The 15,410-nt window shown below is 40.3% G+C and carries 13 protein-coding genes, 2 tRNA genes, 1 pseudogene and 2 other annotated features; of the genes and pseudogenes, 4 read left to right on the top strand and 12 right to left on the bottom strand.

All coding sequences use genetic code 11. The features are described from left to right. Window positions 1–138: 138 nt before the first annotated feature. The 3 genes from NON16_RS23910 to NON16_RS23900 all read right to left on the bottom strand — a co-directional run bounded on the left by NON16_RS23910 (window position 139) and on the right by NON16_RS23900 (window position 1,598). The gene (locus NON16_RS23910; RefSeq protein WP_257351981.1) at window positions 139–543 is read right to left on the bottom strand and encodes a hypothetical protein; all 405 of its coding nucleotides are present in this window, start codon (window positions 541–543) and stop codon (window positions 139–141) included. A gap of 446 nt (window positions 544–989) precedes the next feature. Further along, on the bottom strand, window positions 990–1,463 hold the full coding sequence (locus tag NON16_RS23905) for a GNAT family N-acetyltransferase (RefSeq protein ID WP_257351980.1): 474 nt from the start codon (window positions 1,461–1,463) through the stop codon (window positions 990–992). 59 nt (window positions 1,464–1,522) lie between these two features. Beyond that, a tRNA-Arg gene (locus NON16_RS23900) sits at window positions 1,523–1,598 on the bottom strand. Between the two features lie 341 nt (window positions 1,599–1,939). Between NON16_RS23900 and NON16_RS23895 the strand changes: the two genes are divergently transcribed. The 3 genes from NON16_RS23895 to NON16_RS23885 all read left to right on the top strand — a co-directional run bounded on the left by NON16_RS23895 (window position 1,940) and on the right by NON16_RS23885 (window position 4,809). Then, the gene (locus NON16_RS23895) at window positions 1,940–3,337 is read left to right on the top strand and encodes a PhoH family protein (protein ID WP_257351978.1); all 1,398 of its coding nucleotides are present in this window, start codon (window positions 1,940–1,942) and stop codon (window positions 3,335–3,337) included. 162 nt (window positions 3,338–3,499) lie between these two features. After that, window positions 3,500–4,141: a deoxynucleoside kinase gene (locus NON16_RS23890; protein ID WP_257351976.1), complete on the top strand. Its 642-nt coding sequence runs from the start codon at window positions 3,500–3,502 to the stop codon at window positions 4,139–4,141. Beyond that, window positions 4,138–4,809, top strand: coding sequence for a deoxynucleoside kinase (locus tag NON16_RS23885; RefSeq protein ID WP_257351974.1), 672 nt, complete (start codon window positions 4,138–4,140; stop codon window positions 4,807–4,809). The genes NON16_RS23890 and NON16_RS23885 overlap by 4 nt, the downstream gene beginning before the upstream one ends. 82 nt (window positions 4,810–4,891) lie before the next feature. Here NON16_RS23885 and aroA read toward each other — a convergent pair whose 3' ends face one another. Genes aroA through aroC form a run of 5 tightly spaced genes read right to left on the bottom strand, consistent with a single transcriptional unit; the run spans window position 4,892 to window position 10,711 of the window. Continuing rightward, window positions 4,892–6,181, bottom strand: coding sequence for a 3-phosphoshikimate 1-carboxyvinyltransferase (gene aroA, locus NON16_RS23880; protein ID WP_372508875.1), 1,290 nt, complete (start codon window positions 6,179–6,181; stop codon window positions 4,892–4,894). A 10-nt stretch (window positions 6,182–6,191) separates the two neighbouring features. Then, entirely contained in the window at window positions 6,192–7,292 is a 1,101-nt protein-coding gene (locus tag NON16_RS23875; protein WP_257351972.1) for a prephenate dehydrogenase, read from the bottom strand. Between the two features lie 13 nt (window positions 7,293–7,305). Further along, window positions 7,306–8,400 (bottom strand): histidinol-phosphate transaminase, encoded by a 1,095-nt coding sequence (hisC, locus tag NON16_RS23870; protein WP_257351970.1) that lies wholly within the window; start codon window positions 8,398–8,400, stop codon window positions 7,306–7,308. A 53-nt stretch (window positions 8,401–8,453) separates the two neighbouring features. After that, on the bottom strand, window positions 8,454–9,539 hold the full coding sequence (aroB, locus tag NON16_RS23865; RefSeq protein WP_257351968.1) for a 3-dehydroquinate synthase: 1,086 nt from the start codon (window positions 9,537–9,539) through the stop codon (window positions 8,454–8,456). Then, entirely contained in the window at window positions 9,539–10,711 is a 1,173-nt protein-coding gene (aroC, locus tag NON16_RS23860) for a chorismate synthase (RefSeq protein WP_257351966.1), read from the bottom strand. The genes aroB and aroC overlap by 1 nt, the downstream gene beginning before the upstream one ends. 131 nt (window positions 10,712–10,842) lie before the next feature. Next, window positions 10,843–11,083, bottom strand: a binding site (T-box leader). Between the two features lie 233 nt (window positions 11,084–11,316). Between aroC and NON16_RS23855 the strand changes: the two genes are divergently transcribed. After that, window positions 11,317–12,393: a bifunctional 3-deoxy-7-phosphoheptulonate synthase/chorismate mutase gene (locus NON16_RS23855; RefSeq protein WP_257351965.1), complete on the top strand. Its 1,077-nt coding sequence runs from the start codon at window positions 11,317–11,319 to the stop codon at window positions 12,391–12,393. A 192-nt stretch (window positions 12,394–12,585) separates the two neighbouring features. On the opposite strand, the gene NON16_RS23850 is transcribed toward NON16_RS23855, so the two are convergent. From NON16_RS23850 to NON16_RS23835, 4 genes and pseudogenes are all read right to left on the bottom strand, one after another. After that, window positions 12,586–12,678: transfer RNA gene (locus NON16_RS23850), tRNA-Ser, on the bottom strand. Window positions 12,679–12,932: 254 nt separating this feature from the next. Further along, window positions 12,933–14,207, bottom strand: a complete 1,275-nt coding sequence (gene serS, locus NON16_RS23845; protein ID WP_257351963.1) for a serine--tRNA ligase — start codon at window positions 14,205–14,207, stop codon at window positions 12,933–12,935. 47 nt (window positions 14,208–14,254) lie between these two features. After that, window positions 14,255–14,489: a binding site (T-box leader), on the bottom strand. Between the two features lie 31 nt (window positions 14,490–14,520). Beyond that, window positions 14,521–15,120: a pyridoxal 5'-phosphate synthase glutaminase subunit PdxT gene (pdxT, locus tag NON16_RS23840; RefSeq protein WP_257351962.1), complete on the bottom strand. Its 600-nt coding sequence runs from the start codon at window positions 15,118–15,120 to the stop codon at window positions 14,521–14,523. A gap of 24 nt (window positions 15,121–15,144) precedes the next feature. After that, window positions 15,145–15,410 (bottom strand): annotated as a pseudogene (locus NON16_RS23835) (pyridoxal 5'-phosphate synthase lyase subunit PdxS); the annotation flags it as partial.

The raw sequence follows: 15,410 nt of genomic DNA, 5'->3' as shown, positions 1-15,410 counted from the left end.
AACCGAATAAATGATATGTTTTTTTCCTGTATTATAATAATGCGATTGTCTTAACGTTGAACAAACGAATAGGCAAGAGTTCACCTTCGTGAAAAACTCTTGCCTAATCCAACTATTTTCATATTGCTCGAGGGAATCTTAGTAGTATCCCCCGCCATACCCTCCACCATATCCAAACCAAGGATAATATGGGTAGTAGTATGGGTAACGAAATAATCTTCTAAAAAACCGATATGGGAAACGACGTCGGCGGTAACGGCGATATCTTCTTCTACGTCCACCATACCCATCATCATAGTCATCATCGTCGTCATCGTATCCATATTGCCTGTTTACTTGATCTCCATCCACTAGTTCAGGAACTAACATGGTCACACTTTCCCCATCGGTATCTGTAATAATACCATTCATCCATGAGCCATCTTGCATTTGTCCCATAACATGGTAGTCCTTATACTTTTCACAACGTGCTTTAATACCATCCCGTACAGGCTCGTGACCTCCCTGACCTTGGCGAGGACTGCCTGGAATTTTGTTGCTCAATTGAATATCCCTCCTTCTTCTTTTCATCGTTAGGATATTCACCCAGTTCGGAATATGTTAATGACTATTTGAATATAAGAAAAGCTCAAGCGCCCTGCTTAGTCACGAAGGTCACTGGAAGACCGACGAGGAGGCTCGGCCCAAACGAGTTCGGCCCTGCGTGGGAATATACATGAAGTACTNAAGCGCCCTGCTTAGTCACGAAGGTCACTGGAAGACCGACGAGGAGGCTCGGCCCAAACGAGTTCGGCCCTGCGTGGGAATATACATGAAGTACTTCAGTGTGTTGCCGCCGCAGGAGGCCTGAAGTGATCCAAGTGGTTGGGCGCTGAAGCTGGACATTACATCCATGCCGCAAACTTTTATACTTTCTTAACGTGTAAAAAAAGGATAAATGCTCATAATGAACAAATTATCCTCAAAAATTTCTATAATAATTACTTTTTTTATTGTAGGGAAATATGATAATGGAAACATTCGTCATCTTTTTCATATCCAATAGATTCATATAAACGTTGTGCGGTGTAATTATCTTTAGCCGTTTCAAGTGTTAATCCATTTGCACCAGTTTCTAAAGCGTATTCCTTTGCCTTTTGCATTAATGTTTTCGCTACACCTTTTCGTCTTACTGATTGATCTACATATAAATCATTTAGAATCCATCGTTTCTTCATAGCGACCGATGAAAAAGTTGGATAAAGCTGTACAAATCCTAGTGGTCTTAAACTATTTGTTTCAATTTCAACCGCCAACAAAATAACGGATTGATCATTTTTCATTCTCTCCTGAATAAACTTCTTGCCTTCTTCTACATTAGATGGCTGCCCATAAAAAACCCGATATTTATCAAAAAGCTCCGCAACTAAATCTAATTCATTTGAACTGGCTTTTATTACTTTGATGTTTTTATCTTCAGTCATATTCCACCTCCAAAAAAGGTAGCAATTGCTAGTATATATTAATATAAAGTGTTTTATAATGGCGGCCCCGGCAGGAATCGAACCTGCGACGCACGGTTTAGGAAACCGACGCTCTATCCACTGAGCTACGGGGCCAATTATTTGTCATCCCTATCCTATTATAATCACTTAAGACGCTCACGTAAATAAATATTAGGAAATTAATGTTCCACTTATGAAATGGACAGAGTGGACATATACATGGTACAAATACCGTCCTTACCTTATAAAGCTTGGTGTTTCGCCCTTTAACCTGTTTCACTCTACAAATGTTCACGTGTACGGATACCGAATTGGTACTCACCTCATATAATATAAAGAAAAGCTTATACTATAGACAATATTTACACTTTTTTAACGTGTAATAAAGGTAAAGATAGGTATAAAACAGAATAAGTAAAGCGAATACTAGTCATTTCTCGAGAGGGGTTGGATCCTTGAATAAGGTCTATATCTTGGACACAAACGTAATTTTACATGACCCTGCTTCACTATTTAAGTACGCAGGAAATGATGTGGTTATCCCTGCTGTGGTGGTCGAAGAAATTGATTCTAAAAAAAGGCTGCAAGATGAAGTTGGTCGGAATGCTCGGGAATTTGGCCGGCAATACAAAACCTTGCGTGAAAAGTACAAAGACCGGCTACACGAACCATTTCCACTTGACCACGGTGGAACATTGAACATTGAGCTCAATCACCGCTCATTTGAACATATTAAGAGTGTATTCAGCGAGGATTCGAATGATAATCGCATACTTGCTGTTGCAGTTAATATTGCCATCGAACAACCAAAAAGAGATGTCGTCTTGGTATCGAATGACATTTTATTAATCGCAAAATCTGACGCATTGACAAAGTCACTCAACAAACACAATTTCATGGCTCAGCTTTATGAGAATGATCGTCTAGTTGAGAGCTCCCTTACCATTCACAAAGGTTGCCACGAACTTCAGGTTTCCCCTGATTTAATTGATACTTTTCACACCGAGCACGCACTTCCCCTAACAGAGCTTGCCGAATATCTTCAAATTGATGTGCACCCACAAGATTTCTTATTGCTTAAAAGTAATACCGGCTCAAGCCAATCAGCAGTTGGACGGGTTCATAAGGTGACAAATAGACTCACCTTAAAACCATTCTTCTATATTGACGACGACCAATTTATTTGGGGCCTCCGTCCAAAAAACGTTGAACAACGAATGTTTCTGGAATTGCTCTTGGATCCTAAGGTTGAAATGGTTTGTGCTATCGGAAAAGCTGGAACAGGGAAAACCTTGCTTGCTCTTGCTGCTGCCCTACATGAAACACAAGACATGAAGCATTACACAAAGGTAACTGTTGCTCGACCAATTGTACCAATGGGAAAGGATATCGGATATTTACCAGGGGAAAAAGACGAAAAACTCCGTCCTTGGATGCAGCCAATCTTTGACAACCTCGAACAACTGTTTAATATTGATCCTGATGCCAATCGAAAGAATGATAAAAACGGGAATAGCCCAAGGATTGAAAAGGAAATTGAACAACTAAATATGGAAGTCGAAGCATTGACTTACATCCGTGGTCGTAGTATTCCAAACCAATTCATTATCATTGATGAAGCACAAAACCTTACAAAGCATGAGGTCAAAACAATTGTAAGCCGCGCCGGGAAAGGAACCAAAATTGTCCTCGTTGGTGACCCGGATCAAATTGATCATCCGTACCTTGATTCGGTAAACAATGGCCTAACCTATACGATTGAACGTCTAAAGACAGAGGAAGAGATTGGAATTATCCGACTGGCAAAGACGGAAAGATCCAATCTTGCTGAAAAAGCCGCTCGCTGGTTATAAAGGAAGAGACGCAGGAGTCCTCATGGGCTAAGATGACGGTCATCACCTATCTGATAAAGGTGATGACCTTACCCATCTTTTTTGCTTGTCAAGGCACTGTCGATATACCCTGCTATATGCTACAATAAAATTTGTCTATTTCGTACATAGGGAGGCACTTTTATGGAGAAAAACCCCTTCATTGCAGTCGAGGGCCCCATTGGAGTCGGTAAAACATCACTTGCAAAAGGAGTTAGTGAAGCTTTTGATTTTCACCTCTTAAAGGAAATCGTCGAAGAGAATCCATTTCTCGGTAAATTTTACGATGATATTGAAGAATGGAGCTTTCAGACTGAAATGTTTTTCCTCTGCAACCGGTTCAAGCAGCTTGAAGACATCGAGCAACTGTATTTGCAACATAGGAAACCGGTCGTGGCAGATTATCATATTTTCAAAAATAAAATCTTTGCAATGCGGACCTTGAAGGATCGACATTTTCAAAAATATATGCAAATTTTTGAGATTCTAACGAAAGACATGCCTTCCCCCAATATGGTTATATACTTAAAAGCAAATCTAGATACGTTATTACAGCGTATTTCTTTACGTGGTCGAGATGTAGAGAAAAACATCGATCCAAACTACTTACGACAGGTCTCAGCCGATTATGATGTATTCATGTATCAGTTCCAGAAGCTCCATCCCGAGATTCCTGTCCTTACGATCGATGGGGATGAGATTGATTTTGTGAACAATCGTGAACAGCTTGATACCATCTTAAGAAACGTTCAAGATACATTCCACAAAAAGGAAGTGAAACAATGAACGCCCGTGAAAAATTCAGCATTCCAAAAAATGCGGTCATCACTGTTGCTGGAACCGTAGGCGTCGGTAAATCCACAATGACAAACTCGATTGCTACCAACCTTGGATTTGCAACTTCGATGGAAAAGGTCGATACAAATCCTTATTTGGACAAGTTCTACAATGATTTCGAACGCTGGAGCTTCCATCTTCAAATTTATTTCCTTGCTGAAAGATTTAAAGAGCAAAAGCGGATGTTTGAAACGGGCGGCGGTTTTGTCCAGGATCGATCCATCTATGAAGATACTGGTATTTTTGCGAGAATGCATTATGAAAAGGGAACGATGACGAGTATTGATTATGAAACGTATACAAGCCTGTTTGAGGCGATGGTCATGACTCCATATTTCCCGCATCCTGATGTGTTGATATATATCGAAGGAAGCCTTCAGGATATTATTGATCGGATTAAGCTTCGCGGACGACCGATGGAACAGCAAACCCCAATTGCTTACTGGGAGGAAATGCATAAGCGTTATGAGAACTGGATTAATAACTTCACAACTTGCCCAGTTCTACGCGTAAACATTAACGATTATGATTTGAAAGAGGACCCTAAATCATTGGAAGTAATCTTAAAACGGATCGGAGAAACAATCAACGGTAATCGAAATTTACAACACGTATAATAGTACCCGTTGGTAAGTCATGAGCCCTTTTCTTTTAATTGAGAGGGCTACCCAATTTTGATAATTAAAATATCCCCTATACTCAATGTTTTAATTGTTCTAATTGATCAAAAAACGACGGAAAAGAAACATTAACTGATTCACTGTTATCAATAGATGTTTCACCATTTACGATACATGAGGCAATAGCAAGCATCATCCCAATACGATGATCACCATGACTGTCTACGAAATTGCCACGCAAGTTGGTCGTTCCTTGAATAACCATGCCGTCTTCTGTTGCTTCAATATCTGCACCGAGTTTAACTAGTTCATTAACAACCATATCGATTCGATTCGTTTCTTTCACTTTTAGTTCGCCCGCATCCTTAATAATGGTCGTTCCTTTTGCCTGGGTTGCAGCAAGTGCAATTATTGGAATTTCATCAATAAGACGTGGGATTGTTTCACCACTAATTTCAATCCCAGTTAACGAAGACGTTTTGATATGGATATCTGCATAAGGCTCGCTAACGTGCGTTTTGGTATTTGAAATCGTCATTTCTGCTCCCATTTCTTTCAGTACATCGAGAATACCCGTTCTTGTCGGATTTATGCATACCTTTTTAATTGTGATATGACTATTTGGCACAATGGCACCGGCTACCAAGAAAAAGGCAGCAGATGAAAGATCACCCGGAACTTCAATATGGGTTGCTTGCAATTCTTGTTTTCCTTCCAAAGATACGGTCAATCCATCTGCAACTAAGTGACATCCAAACGCTCGAAGCATGCGTTCAGTATGATCACGAGAAAGCATCGGTTCGGTTAAGGTAGTTGTGCCTTCTGCTTGCAAGCCTGCTAGTAAGACAGCAGATTTTACTTGTGCACTCGCAACTGGCGAAACATAATTAATCCCTTTTAGATTTCCACCCCGAATGCTTAAAGGGGTATAACAACCTTGTTCTCGACCATCTATAATCGCCCCCATTACTTTCAGAGGTTCTGTAACTCTTTGCATGGGTCGTTTTGCGATCGAATCATCTCCAACCACACAAGAGAAAAATGGAGTATTTGCTAACATTCCGAGTAACAAACGACATGTAGTCCCCGAGTTTCCAACATTTAAGATTTCATTGGGTTCCTGAAGGCCTTTTATTCCTTTTCCAAAAATTTCAACATGGTCATTTTCCTGCTCGATTTTTACACCTAATTGCCGGAAACATTCAATAGTACTTAAACAGTCCTCCCCAGGTAAAAAGCCATCTATCACTGTTTTTCCATGGGCAATAGACCCGAACATAACTGCTCTATGTGAAATGGACTTATCACCTGGAACACCGATAACTCCTTTTAGTCCTTTACCATTTGCCATGACACTCATCATATCCATTTATATCCCCCTACATCGTCGTATACGTTTGGTAATCATGATTTTCGAGACACACCTTAGCTTTTCGGTGATCTTCTTCAGTGTTAAAGCTCAATCTCAAGACTCCAAATACATCTTCTCGTGCCTCTATGATCCGTATATTTGTGAGGCTGATATTTTCTTTTGCTAACAAGGTTGTTACATGAGAAATGATTCCCACATGGTCGATAACATCTACATATAAATCATGAAACGCGATAATAGCGCCTTTTGAGCTCGTAGGCATGGAATCTCGAAACTGCTTAGCACTCAAAAAATATTCATAAATGTCTTCGCTGTCTCCATTCGCAACTAATGTCCTCACATCATTCATTTCCATCATCCATTCGTCCAACAGAGTCAGAATAATTTCTCGGTTATGCCTGACAATATCCCTCCACATAGATGGGCTGCTTGAAGCTATCCTCGTAATATCCCGAAAACCACCGGCAGCTAGACGGTTTACAAGCTTATTTTGTTGCGCATGATTCTCAACTTGTCGGACAAGGCTTGCAGCCATGACATGTGGAAAATGACTGACAATACCAGTGACTAAATCATGTTCATGAGCATCCATCGTTTGAAAATTACCTTTCGTACCATTTAACCAATTTTTCAGTTCATCTATCTTTTTTGACGGTGTTAAAGGCAGGAGTGTCAGGATATAAAAGGCATTTTCGAATAAATGGACCTTAGCACTTCCAACACCAGTTTTGTGTGAACCTGCCATTGGATGCCCACCTATAAATACAATACCTTTTTCGTGTAATCGTTCTGCCTTTTTCAGAATGTGTACTTTTGTACTGCCGACATCTGTTATAATCACATTTGGTTTGAACTGATACCCTTCAAATACCTCCAATAACCTTTTTGTTTCTTCAACAGGTGTAGCAAGGATAATTAAATCGGCTTTTTCTGCTTCAGCACGTATGTCTAAAGTGAAATCGTCAATTACTTCAAGTCTTTTGGCAAGCTTACAATGTTCAAGGTTAAGGTCGTATCCGATCAGCACAGCATCATGCTCCTTTTTTATCGCAAGCGCTAGTGATCCTCCTATCAAACCAACTCCGATCAACAAAACACGTCTCTTCACTGTCTCGTTCTCCTTATGATAAAAGTCTTATTTGTGATGCATCTTCTACAAGTATTTGTTTTAAGACTGAAAGATGACCCTCATTTTCTTCTTCAGTGCCTATTGTTATTCGAATACCATCCCTAATAGGACGTACAATATAACCTCTCTGTAATAAATATTGAAAGACTTCTTGTTGGCTCTTCTCTGTCTTGATAAAAATGAAGTTGCCTTGTGATGGATAATAATCGATGTTGTATTCGTTACAAAATGTGTAGTATTGTTGTAGGCCATTTTTATTTACCAACGAGCATCTCTTTACGAATTCATCGTCTGCTAAAGCTGCCTGTGCCGCAATTTGTGCGATACTATTTGTATTGAACGGAAGACGAGCAACCTCGAGCTTACTCATAAGATCTTCATGACCAATCGCATAACCGATACGTAACGATGCAAGGCCATACCCTTTTGAAAAGGTCCGTAAAATTAGCAGGTTTTCATACTTATTGATGAGTTCCATTGCGTCTGGGTAGTCGTTTGCGGTTACGTACTCATAATAAGCCTCGTCTAGGACGACAAGTGTATCTTTCGGAATATGTTTCATAAAGCTCTTTATTTCCGTGTCACTTACATACGTACCGGTTGGATTATTTGGATTACAGATCCAGACGATACTTGTTTGTTCATCAACAACCTTTTGCATTCCCACTAAGTCATGGCGTCCTTCTTTAAGCGGGACCTCGCGGATTTCTGTATTTTCAATGACTGCATGATGACGGAACTGAGGAAAGGTAAGTGATGCCATGACGACATTGGTTTCAGGAGATAATAATGATCGACTAATCATTTGAATCATCTCGTCTAAACCACTGCTAAACAGAAGCTGGTTTTGTTGTACACCTAAATGGTCTGCAACCTTTCCTCTCAAAAGTTCAGCACAACCATCCGGATAACGTGAATAGTGAGAGAAAGAACGTAATGCTTCTGATACTTTCTCAGAACAGCCAAAGGGATTTTCATTTGATGCAAGATTCACAATTTTTGTTAGGCCAAATTCCCTTTTTACCTCTTCAATCGATTTGCCCGGGTCATAAGCGTTTAGTGACAACAACTGTTTTTTAACTTTCATCACATCTCCACCTTTGCTCATTTTTTTAAAGAATCAGGTTAAATAGACAAGTATCAACTATTAGAATCGATGAACTCATGTAATGTCTCTTTAATTGACTCATCCGAAATCTCAACCAACTGCATACAGCCAATTTCCTTCAGTAGTACCATTCGTATAGTGCCTGATTTCGTTTTTTTATCTCTTTTCATTCTTTCAAGGAGTTGTTCCGCAGTTAAGTGTGCAGGCAGCTTTGGATAGCCATAACTTTCGAACCACGTTTTCTTCTCCACAAATTGCAAATCTTTTTGAAAGACTTTTTCGCTTAGAAGGAGGGCAAATTGCATTCCAATTGCTATAGCATCTCCGTGAGTTATGCTTCCATAACCTAACTCTGCCTCAATAGCATGGCCCAGCGTATGACCAAAGTTAAGATGGGCGCGTACACCTTGCTCCGTTTCGTCTTGAAAAATAACGTTTGCTTTTACACTTATCGCTTTTTTTAAGGCTTCGTGCAGCTTTTCATGTTGTAGGTCGTTAAGAGAATGAACATTCATTTGGAGCCATTCAAAAAAGTTTTGTTTACTAATAAATGAATGCTTGATCACTTCTGCAAATCCCGAACGCCATTCTTGTTCAGGCAGCGAGTCTAAAAAGGATAGATTATAAATAACTGCTTCAGGTTGATGGAATACCCCAATCATATTCTTACCAAGTGGGTGGTTGATCGCAACCTTTCCCCCTACCGCACTATCATGTGCTAATAGTGTAGTAGGTATCTGAATAAATCGAATGCCCCGCATGTAGGTAGCAGCTATAAAACCGGCGAAGTCCCCAATCACACCTCCACCAAAAGCTAACACCAACGAATTTCTATCAAGGCCACATTCTAAAGCATACGTTTGACAAGCGTAATAATTTTCAAAGGACTTTTGTTCCTCACCCGCTGGAATCACAAATTGAAAAACGTTTTTATCATTGGGGATGCACGATTTTACATGATTCATATAATGATTGGATACGACTGAATCCGAAATAATAAAAATGCTTGAAGCCGCTGGTGTAAGGTCTGAAATCAATGAGCTCAGAATATGGATAGAATCATTTCCCAAATAAAGGGGATACTGTTTTGATTTTGTCTGAATAGCTAGGGTCTCCATTAAAACAACCTCGATTGGTTTCTATGTTGTTTAACATTACCTTTGATCACTTCCATCTGGTCACTACCGAACTGCTCAACTAAAGCTTTCGCAAGTTCCCATGCAACAACTGCTTCTGCAACAACACTAGCAGCCGGAACAGCACAGCTATCAGAACGTTCTATGCTTGCTTTAAATGGCTCCTTGGATTCAATATCCACACTTTGAAGTGGTTTATACAATGTTGGAATGGGCTTCATCACCCCTCGGATGACAGCTGGCATACCTGTGGTCATTCCACCTTCAAAACCTCCAGCGTTGTTCGTTCTTCTCCTATACCCATCCTCTTCGCTCCATAAAATTTCATCATGAACCAGACTTCCTGGATTACGTGCAGCGTCAAAGCCAATTCCAATCTCAACACCTTTAAACGCGTTAATGCTCATAATGGCAGCTGCAAGGATTGCATCCAATTTACGGTCGTAATGAACATAACTCCCCACTCCGATCGGCATCCCAACTGCTACTACTTCTACGACACCGCCGATGGAGTCCCCATTTTCCTTCGCTAAATCAATGGCTTTCATCATTTTGACTTCAGCTTCTTTATCGGTACATCGAACAGGGGATTCTTCCGTTATACGCTGTAATTCTTCGAGCGATTCATAGGATTCAAGTTTGGCTTTAATCCCGCCGATCTCCACGACATGCCCGATAACTTTGACACCTAGTTCTGCAAGAATTCGCTTGGCAACGGCACCTGCTGCTACTCTCGCAGTTGTTTCCCTGGCTGAAGAGCGTTCTAAAACATTCCTCATGTCCCGGTGCCCATATTTAATCGCTCCATTTAAATCAGCATGCCCTGGTCGAGGCCTTGAAATTTGTCGTTTCATTTCCTGTTCCTCTTCATCATCCAGCGGCTCTGCACCCATAATTTTTGTCCAATGTTGGTAATCTCGGTTTTCAATTGAAAGAGTAACAGGAGACCCTAATGTCAATCCTTGGCGAACCCCACTTAAAATGTTTACTTGATCTCGTTCAATTTGCATTCTTCTACCACGGCCGTATCCTTTTTGCCGACGGGCTAATTCAGTATTAATTTCTTCTGCTAGTAGTGGTAAGCCCGATGGAACGCCTTCGATAATAGTCGTAAGCTGTGGTCCATGTGACTCGCCTGCCGTTAAATATCTCATGCCTACACCCCTATCCTTCTCTTAAATTAGTAAAGAAAACTTAGCTAGCACCAAGCTCCACATCGCTGGTGATCGCCTTGGTTGCACTATTTTATACTTTCTAAATGTAAAAAAATCGCCCCTGCTAAATTAGCAGGGACGATTTTAATCGCGGTACCACCCTCATTACGGAACTATTCCGTCTCTCATTCATATAACGGCATAACCGTCCTTCTCTACTACTTGAGTTGAAGTGAATTCATAAACTCAGCTAGTGACAAAGCCGCTCGAGGGGCGAAATTCATGCTTATCTTTGTGCTGATTTGCACCATCCATCAGCTCTCTTTAAAAAACAGTGAGATAAACATTACTTGATCCTGTCATCGCATTTACGTATTTGATATTAATATCCATTTTTAACACCTTAAGCCCCGGTTGTAAAGGGAAAAATTAAATATTTCGAAAAAAACTTTATTGTATCCGCTTACAATGCTAATTTACTAGCCTTTTTAGTTTTACGAATGAAATTCACTTAAAAATTTCTTGTTGACATCATCGCATTTGTTGCTTTAAAGTCTTAAACAATATTCAAAATATTTTATGCGTGTAAAAAAAGGAGTGGAGTAATGTTGTCAAATGAATTAGATGTGCTGCGGGCAGAGATCGAAGAAATGAATTTGAAGATTTTAGATCTGCTAAACCAACGAGGAGAAGTTGTACAGAAAATTGGCAGAATTAAAGAAATGCAGGGTGTAAAACGTTTTGATCCTGTTCGTGAACGCCGCCTTTTGGACTTGATTGCTGAAAACAATGATGGACCTTTTGAAACCTCTACTCTTCAACATATTTTCAAAAATATTTTCAAAGCCAGTTTAGAGTTGCAAGAGGAGGATAACCGAAAAGCACTTTTAGTATCACGGAAACGAAAACCGGATAACACGGTAATCAATATTAAAGGCGAATTAATTGGGGATGGCAACCCGAACTTTGTTATGGGTCCATGTGCCGTTGAGAGCTATGAACAAGTTCGACTTGTGGCTAAGGCAATCAAGGACCAGGGATTAACGTTAATGCGCGGTGGTGCTTTTAAACCAAGGACCTCTCCATATGATTTCCAAGGACTCGGGTTTGAAGGATTAAAGATTTTACGTCAAGTGGCCAATGAATTTAACCTTGCAGTGGTAAGTGAAATATTGAATCCTAATGATCTTGAACTAGCACTGGACTATGTAGACGTGATTCAGATCGGTGCGCGAAATATGCAGAATTTTGATTTATTAAAAGCAGCTGGATCTGTCAATAAACCTGTATTATTAAAGCGAGGTTTGTCGGCGACGATTGAAGAATTCATGTATGCCGCAGAATATATTATCGCAAAAGGAAACGACCAAATCATTCTATGTGAAAGAGGCATCAGAACCTACGAACGTGCAACAAGAAACACACTTGATATCACAGCAGTACCTATTCTCAAACAAGAGACCCATTTACCTGTAATGGTTGATGTTACTCATTCAACTGGACGAAAAGACCTCTTGTTCCCTGCTGCTCAGGCTGCACTTGCTATAGGTGCTGACGGAGTCATGGCTGAAGTTCATCCTGACCCTGCTGTAGCATTGTCTGATTCCGCTCAACAAATGGATATTCCGGAGTTCAATGACTTCATGCAAAAAATAAAATCGACTCGTCTTGTTCATTCATAAGGAAAGCGCAAGCGCCCTATTCATGTGTGATAAAGAAAACTAAGGTTACCGCCAAACTTTCCAGGCGGTAACCTTAGTTATATTTGTATTTAAATTTTATACATTCTTACCTTATAAAAAAAATCCGTTACCTAGTAACGAATTTTAGTTTCATACAATCTCCGTTGTATTATGCGCTGTGATTTATAAAAATGGAGGAGGTAGAGGGATTCGAACCCCCGCAGGCTGTTACGCCCCTGGCGGTTTTCAAGACCGCTCCCTTCAGCCAGACTTGGGTATACCTCCGTACTGACAAAGAAAATTGTATCATCGATTTGACGGGTCGTCAACCTTATTTCGACTTTTTTTTCGTTAAGAAAGTATAAAAATACTTTCTATAGTATAAGTACAACTAAGGCGATCGCCAGCGCTAAAGCTTGGCGCTAGCCGAGTTTTCTTTATCAGTAGCCTACTTTCTTACTTGAAGAATAAGAATCAGGCATCCTCAAAGCTTAAAAGAGTACTATGAAGACCCCTGATTCTCTACCGATTTAAGCTTCTTAACCGATGATTTCTTTATTCCCCATATAAGATCGTAACACTTCAGGGATTACTACTGTTCCGTCCTCTTGTTGATAGTTTTCAAGGATTGCAGCAACCGTACGGCCAATAGCAAGTCCAGATCCGTTCAATGTGTGCACAAACTCTGGCTTCGCTTTCGGTTCAGGACGGAAACGAATATTCGCTCGTCTTGCTTGGAAGTCTTCGAAGTTACTGCAAGAAGAAATCTCACGGTACGTATCATAGCTTGGCAGCCATACCTCGATGTCATACTTTTTTGCTGCTGTAAAACCAAGATCCCCCGTACACATGCTCATAACTCGATAAGGTAGTTTTAAAAGCTGTAATATTTTTTCTGCGTGCCCTGTCAATGTTTCTAAAGCGTTGTAAGAATCTTTTGGTTTTACAAAGTGTACTAATTCTACTTTATTGAATTGATGTTGACGAATTAATCCTCTGGTATCCCGTCCTGCGGATCCAGCTTCAGAACGAAAACATGCACTATATGCGACATAGGTTTTTGGAAGATCCTCTAACGTTAAAATTTCGTCCCGATGTAAGTTCGTTACTGGTACTTCTGCAGTCGGTATTAAGAAGTAATCTTCCTCACGAATTTTAAAAGCGTCCTCTTCGAACTTAGGAAGCTGCCCTGTTCCTGTCATGCTTTCACGATTAACAAGGTATGGTGGCAGGATTTCTGTATACCCATGCTGATCCTCATGGAGGTCCATCATAAAGTTAATCAATGCCCGTTCAAGACGTGCTCCAAGCCCTTTGTAAAAAGCAAAACGGCTTCCCGTTACTTTTCCTGCGCGCTCGAAATCAACAACATCAAGTCCAACGGCAACTTCCCAATGAGGCTTTGGTTCAAAATTAAACTCACGGATGTCTCCCCATTTACGATCTAGAACATTATCCTCCTCTGTCTCTCCAATTGGAGAACTATCGTGAGGAATATTCGGAATTGTCAACATGATGTTTTTTAAGTTTTCTTCCACATCTCGTAGCTCATTATCATATGCTTTAATCGTTTCGCCGACTTCACGCATCTCTTTAATAAGATCGTCTGCATCTTTCTTTTCACGCTTAAATTCAGCAACTTGTTTAGATACATTGTTTCGTTTGCTTTTCAGAATCTCTGTTTGATTGATTAATTCACGGCGCTTTGCATCAAGCTCTTTAAATTGATCAAGACCAGAAAAATCTTCGCCTCGTTTTGATAGCTTCTCTTTTACCTCATCAAAATGTTCCCGGACAAATTTTAAATCCAACATGATTATCCCTCCTTTTAAAAAATAAAAAAACCCTCATCCCTTCTCAAAGAAGGGACGAGAGTTTACCCGCGTTGCCACCCTGGTTGTACCACTATTCCTTAAAGAAAAGTGATACCACTCTTGTAATATAACGGTTACAAGTCGAAATAACTTACTTAGGCATCAGTACCTGTTCAGTATTTTACTCAAGGATGGATTCACAGGTTTCTTTCACCGATTCACACCAACCATCGGCTCTCTTTGAAAAGAAAGACTGTTACTAATTCCTATCAACGTAATAAATTGAAAATTGTGTTAGTAGTACTTTACACTATTACGAAATTTTATGCAACTGTTCATTCGATTCTTCAATCATTTTGACAAAATACGCGTGCATTCGATGATCGTCCGTCAATTCAGGATGGAAAGCACAGGCAAGAAAAAGTCCCTGTCTTGCCGCGACAATTTTATCCTGGAATGAGGCAATAACCTCTACACCATTGCCTACTGATTCAATATAAGGGGCACGAATAAATACCCCGATATAACTCTCTTCCTCAAGTCCTTGAACCGTTAACGCCACTTCAAAGCTTTCACGCTGACGACCAAAACCATTACGATGAACCTTCATATCCATAACTTCAAGATGTCCATGATCTTGACCTGAGATTTCCTTTGCCATCAAAATCATGCCTGCGCATGTCCCAAATACCGGTTTCCCTGATTCAGCAAAATTCTGTAACGGCTGAAACATCTCGTATTTATCGATCAAGCGGCGCATTGTTGTGCTTTCGCCACCAGGCATCACAAGGCCATCGATCTCCTGTAAATCTTCCATACATTTAACGATTTTAACTTTTGCTCCACTAGCTTCAAGAGCCTTCGCATGTTCGCGAACTGCTCCCTGAAGGGCAAGAATACCAACTGTGATCATTCCTGATGTCTCCTTTATCGACTCTTACCAACCACGTTCTTGCATACGCTCAGATGGGTGTAGAGAAGAAATTTCGATCCCTTTCATTGCAGTTCCAAGACCTTTTGATATACTCGCAATTAATTCATAATCTTGATAATGCGTTGTCGCTTCAACGATTGCACGTGCGAATTTTTCTGGATTATCGGATTTGAAAATTCCTGAACCAACGAATACTCCGTCAGCACCCAATTCCATCATCAATGCTGCATCTGCTGGAGAAGCTACTCCACCTGCTGCAAAGTTTACGA

The organism is Pseudalkalibacillus decolorationis, assembly GCF_024609785.1.
GTDB lineage: Bacteria > Bacillota > Bacilli > Bacillales > Fictibacillaceae > Pseudalkalibacillus > Pseudalkalibacillus decolorationis.
The sequence above is the reverse complement of the archived record's forward strand: the minus strand, read 5'-3'. Positions and strand labels throughout refer to the sequence as shown.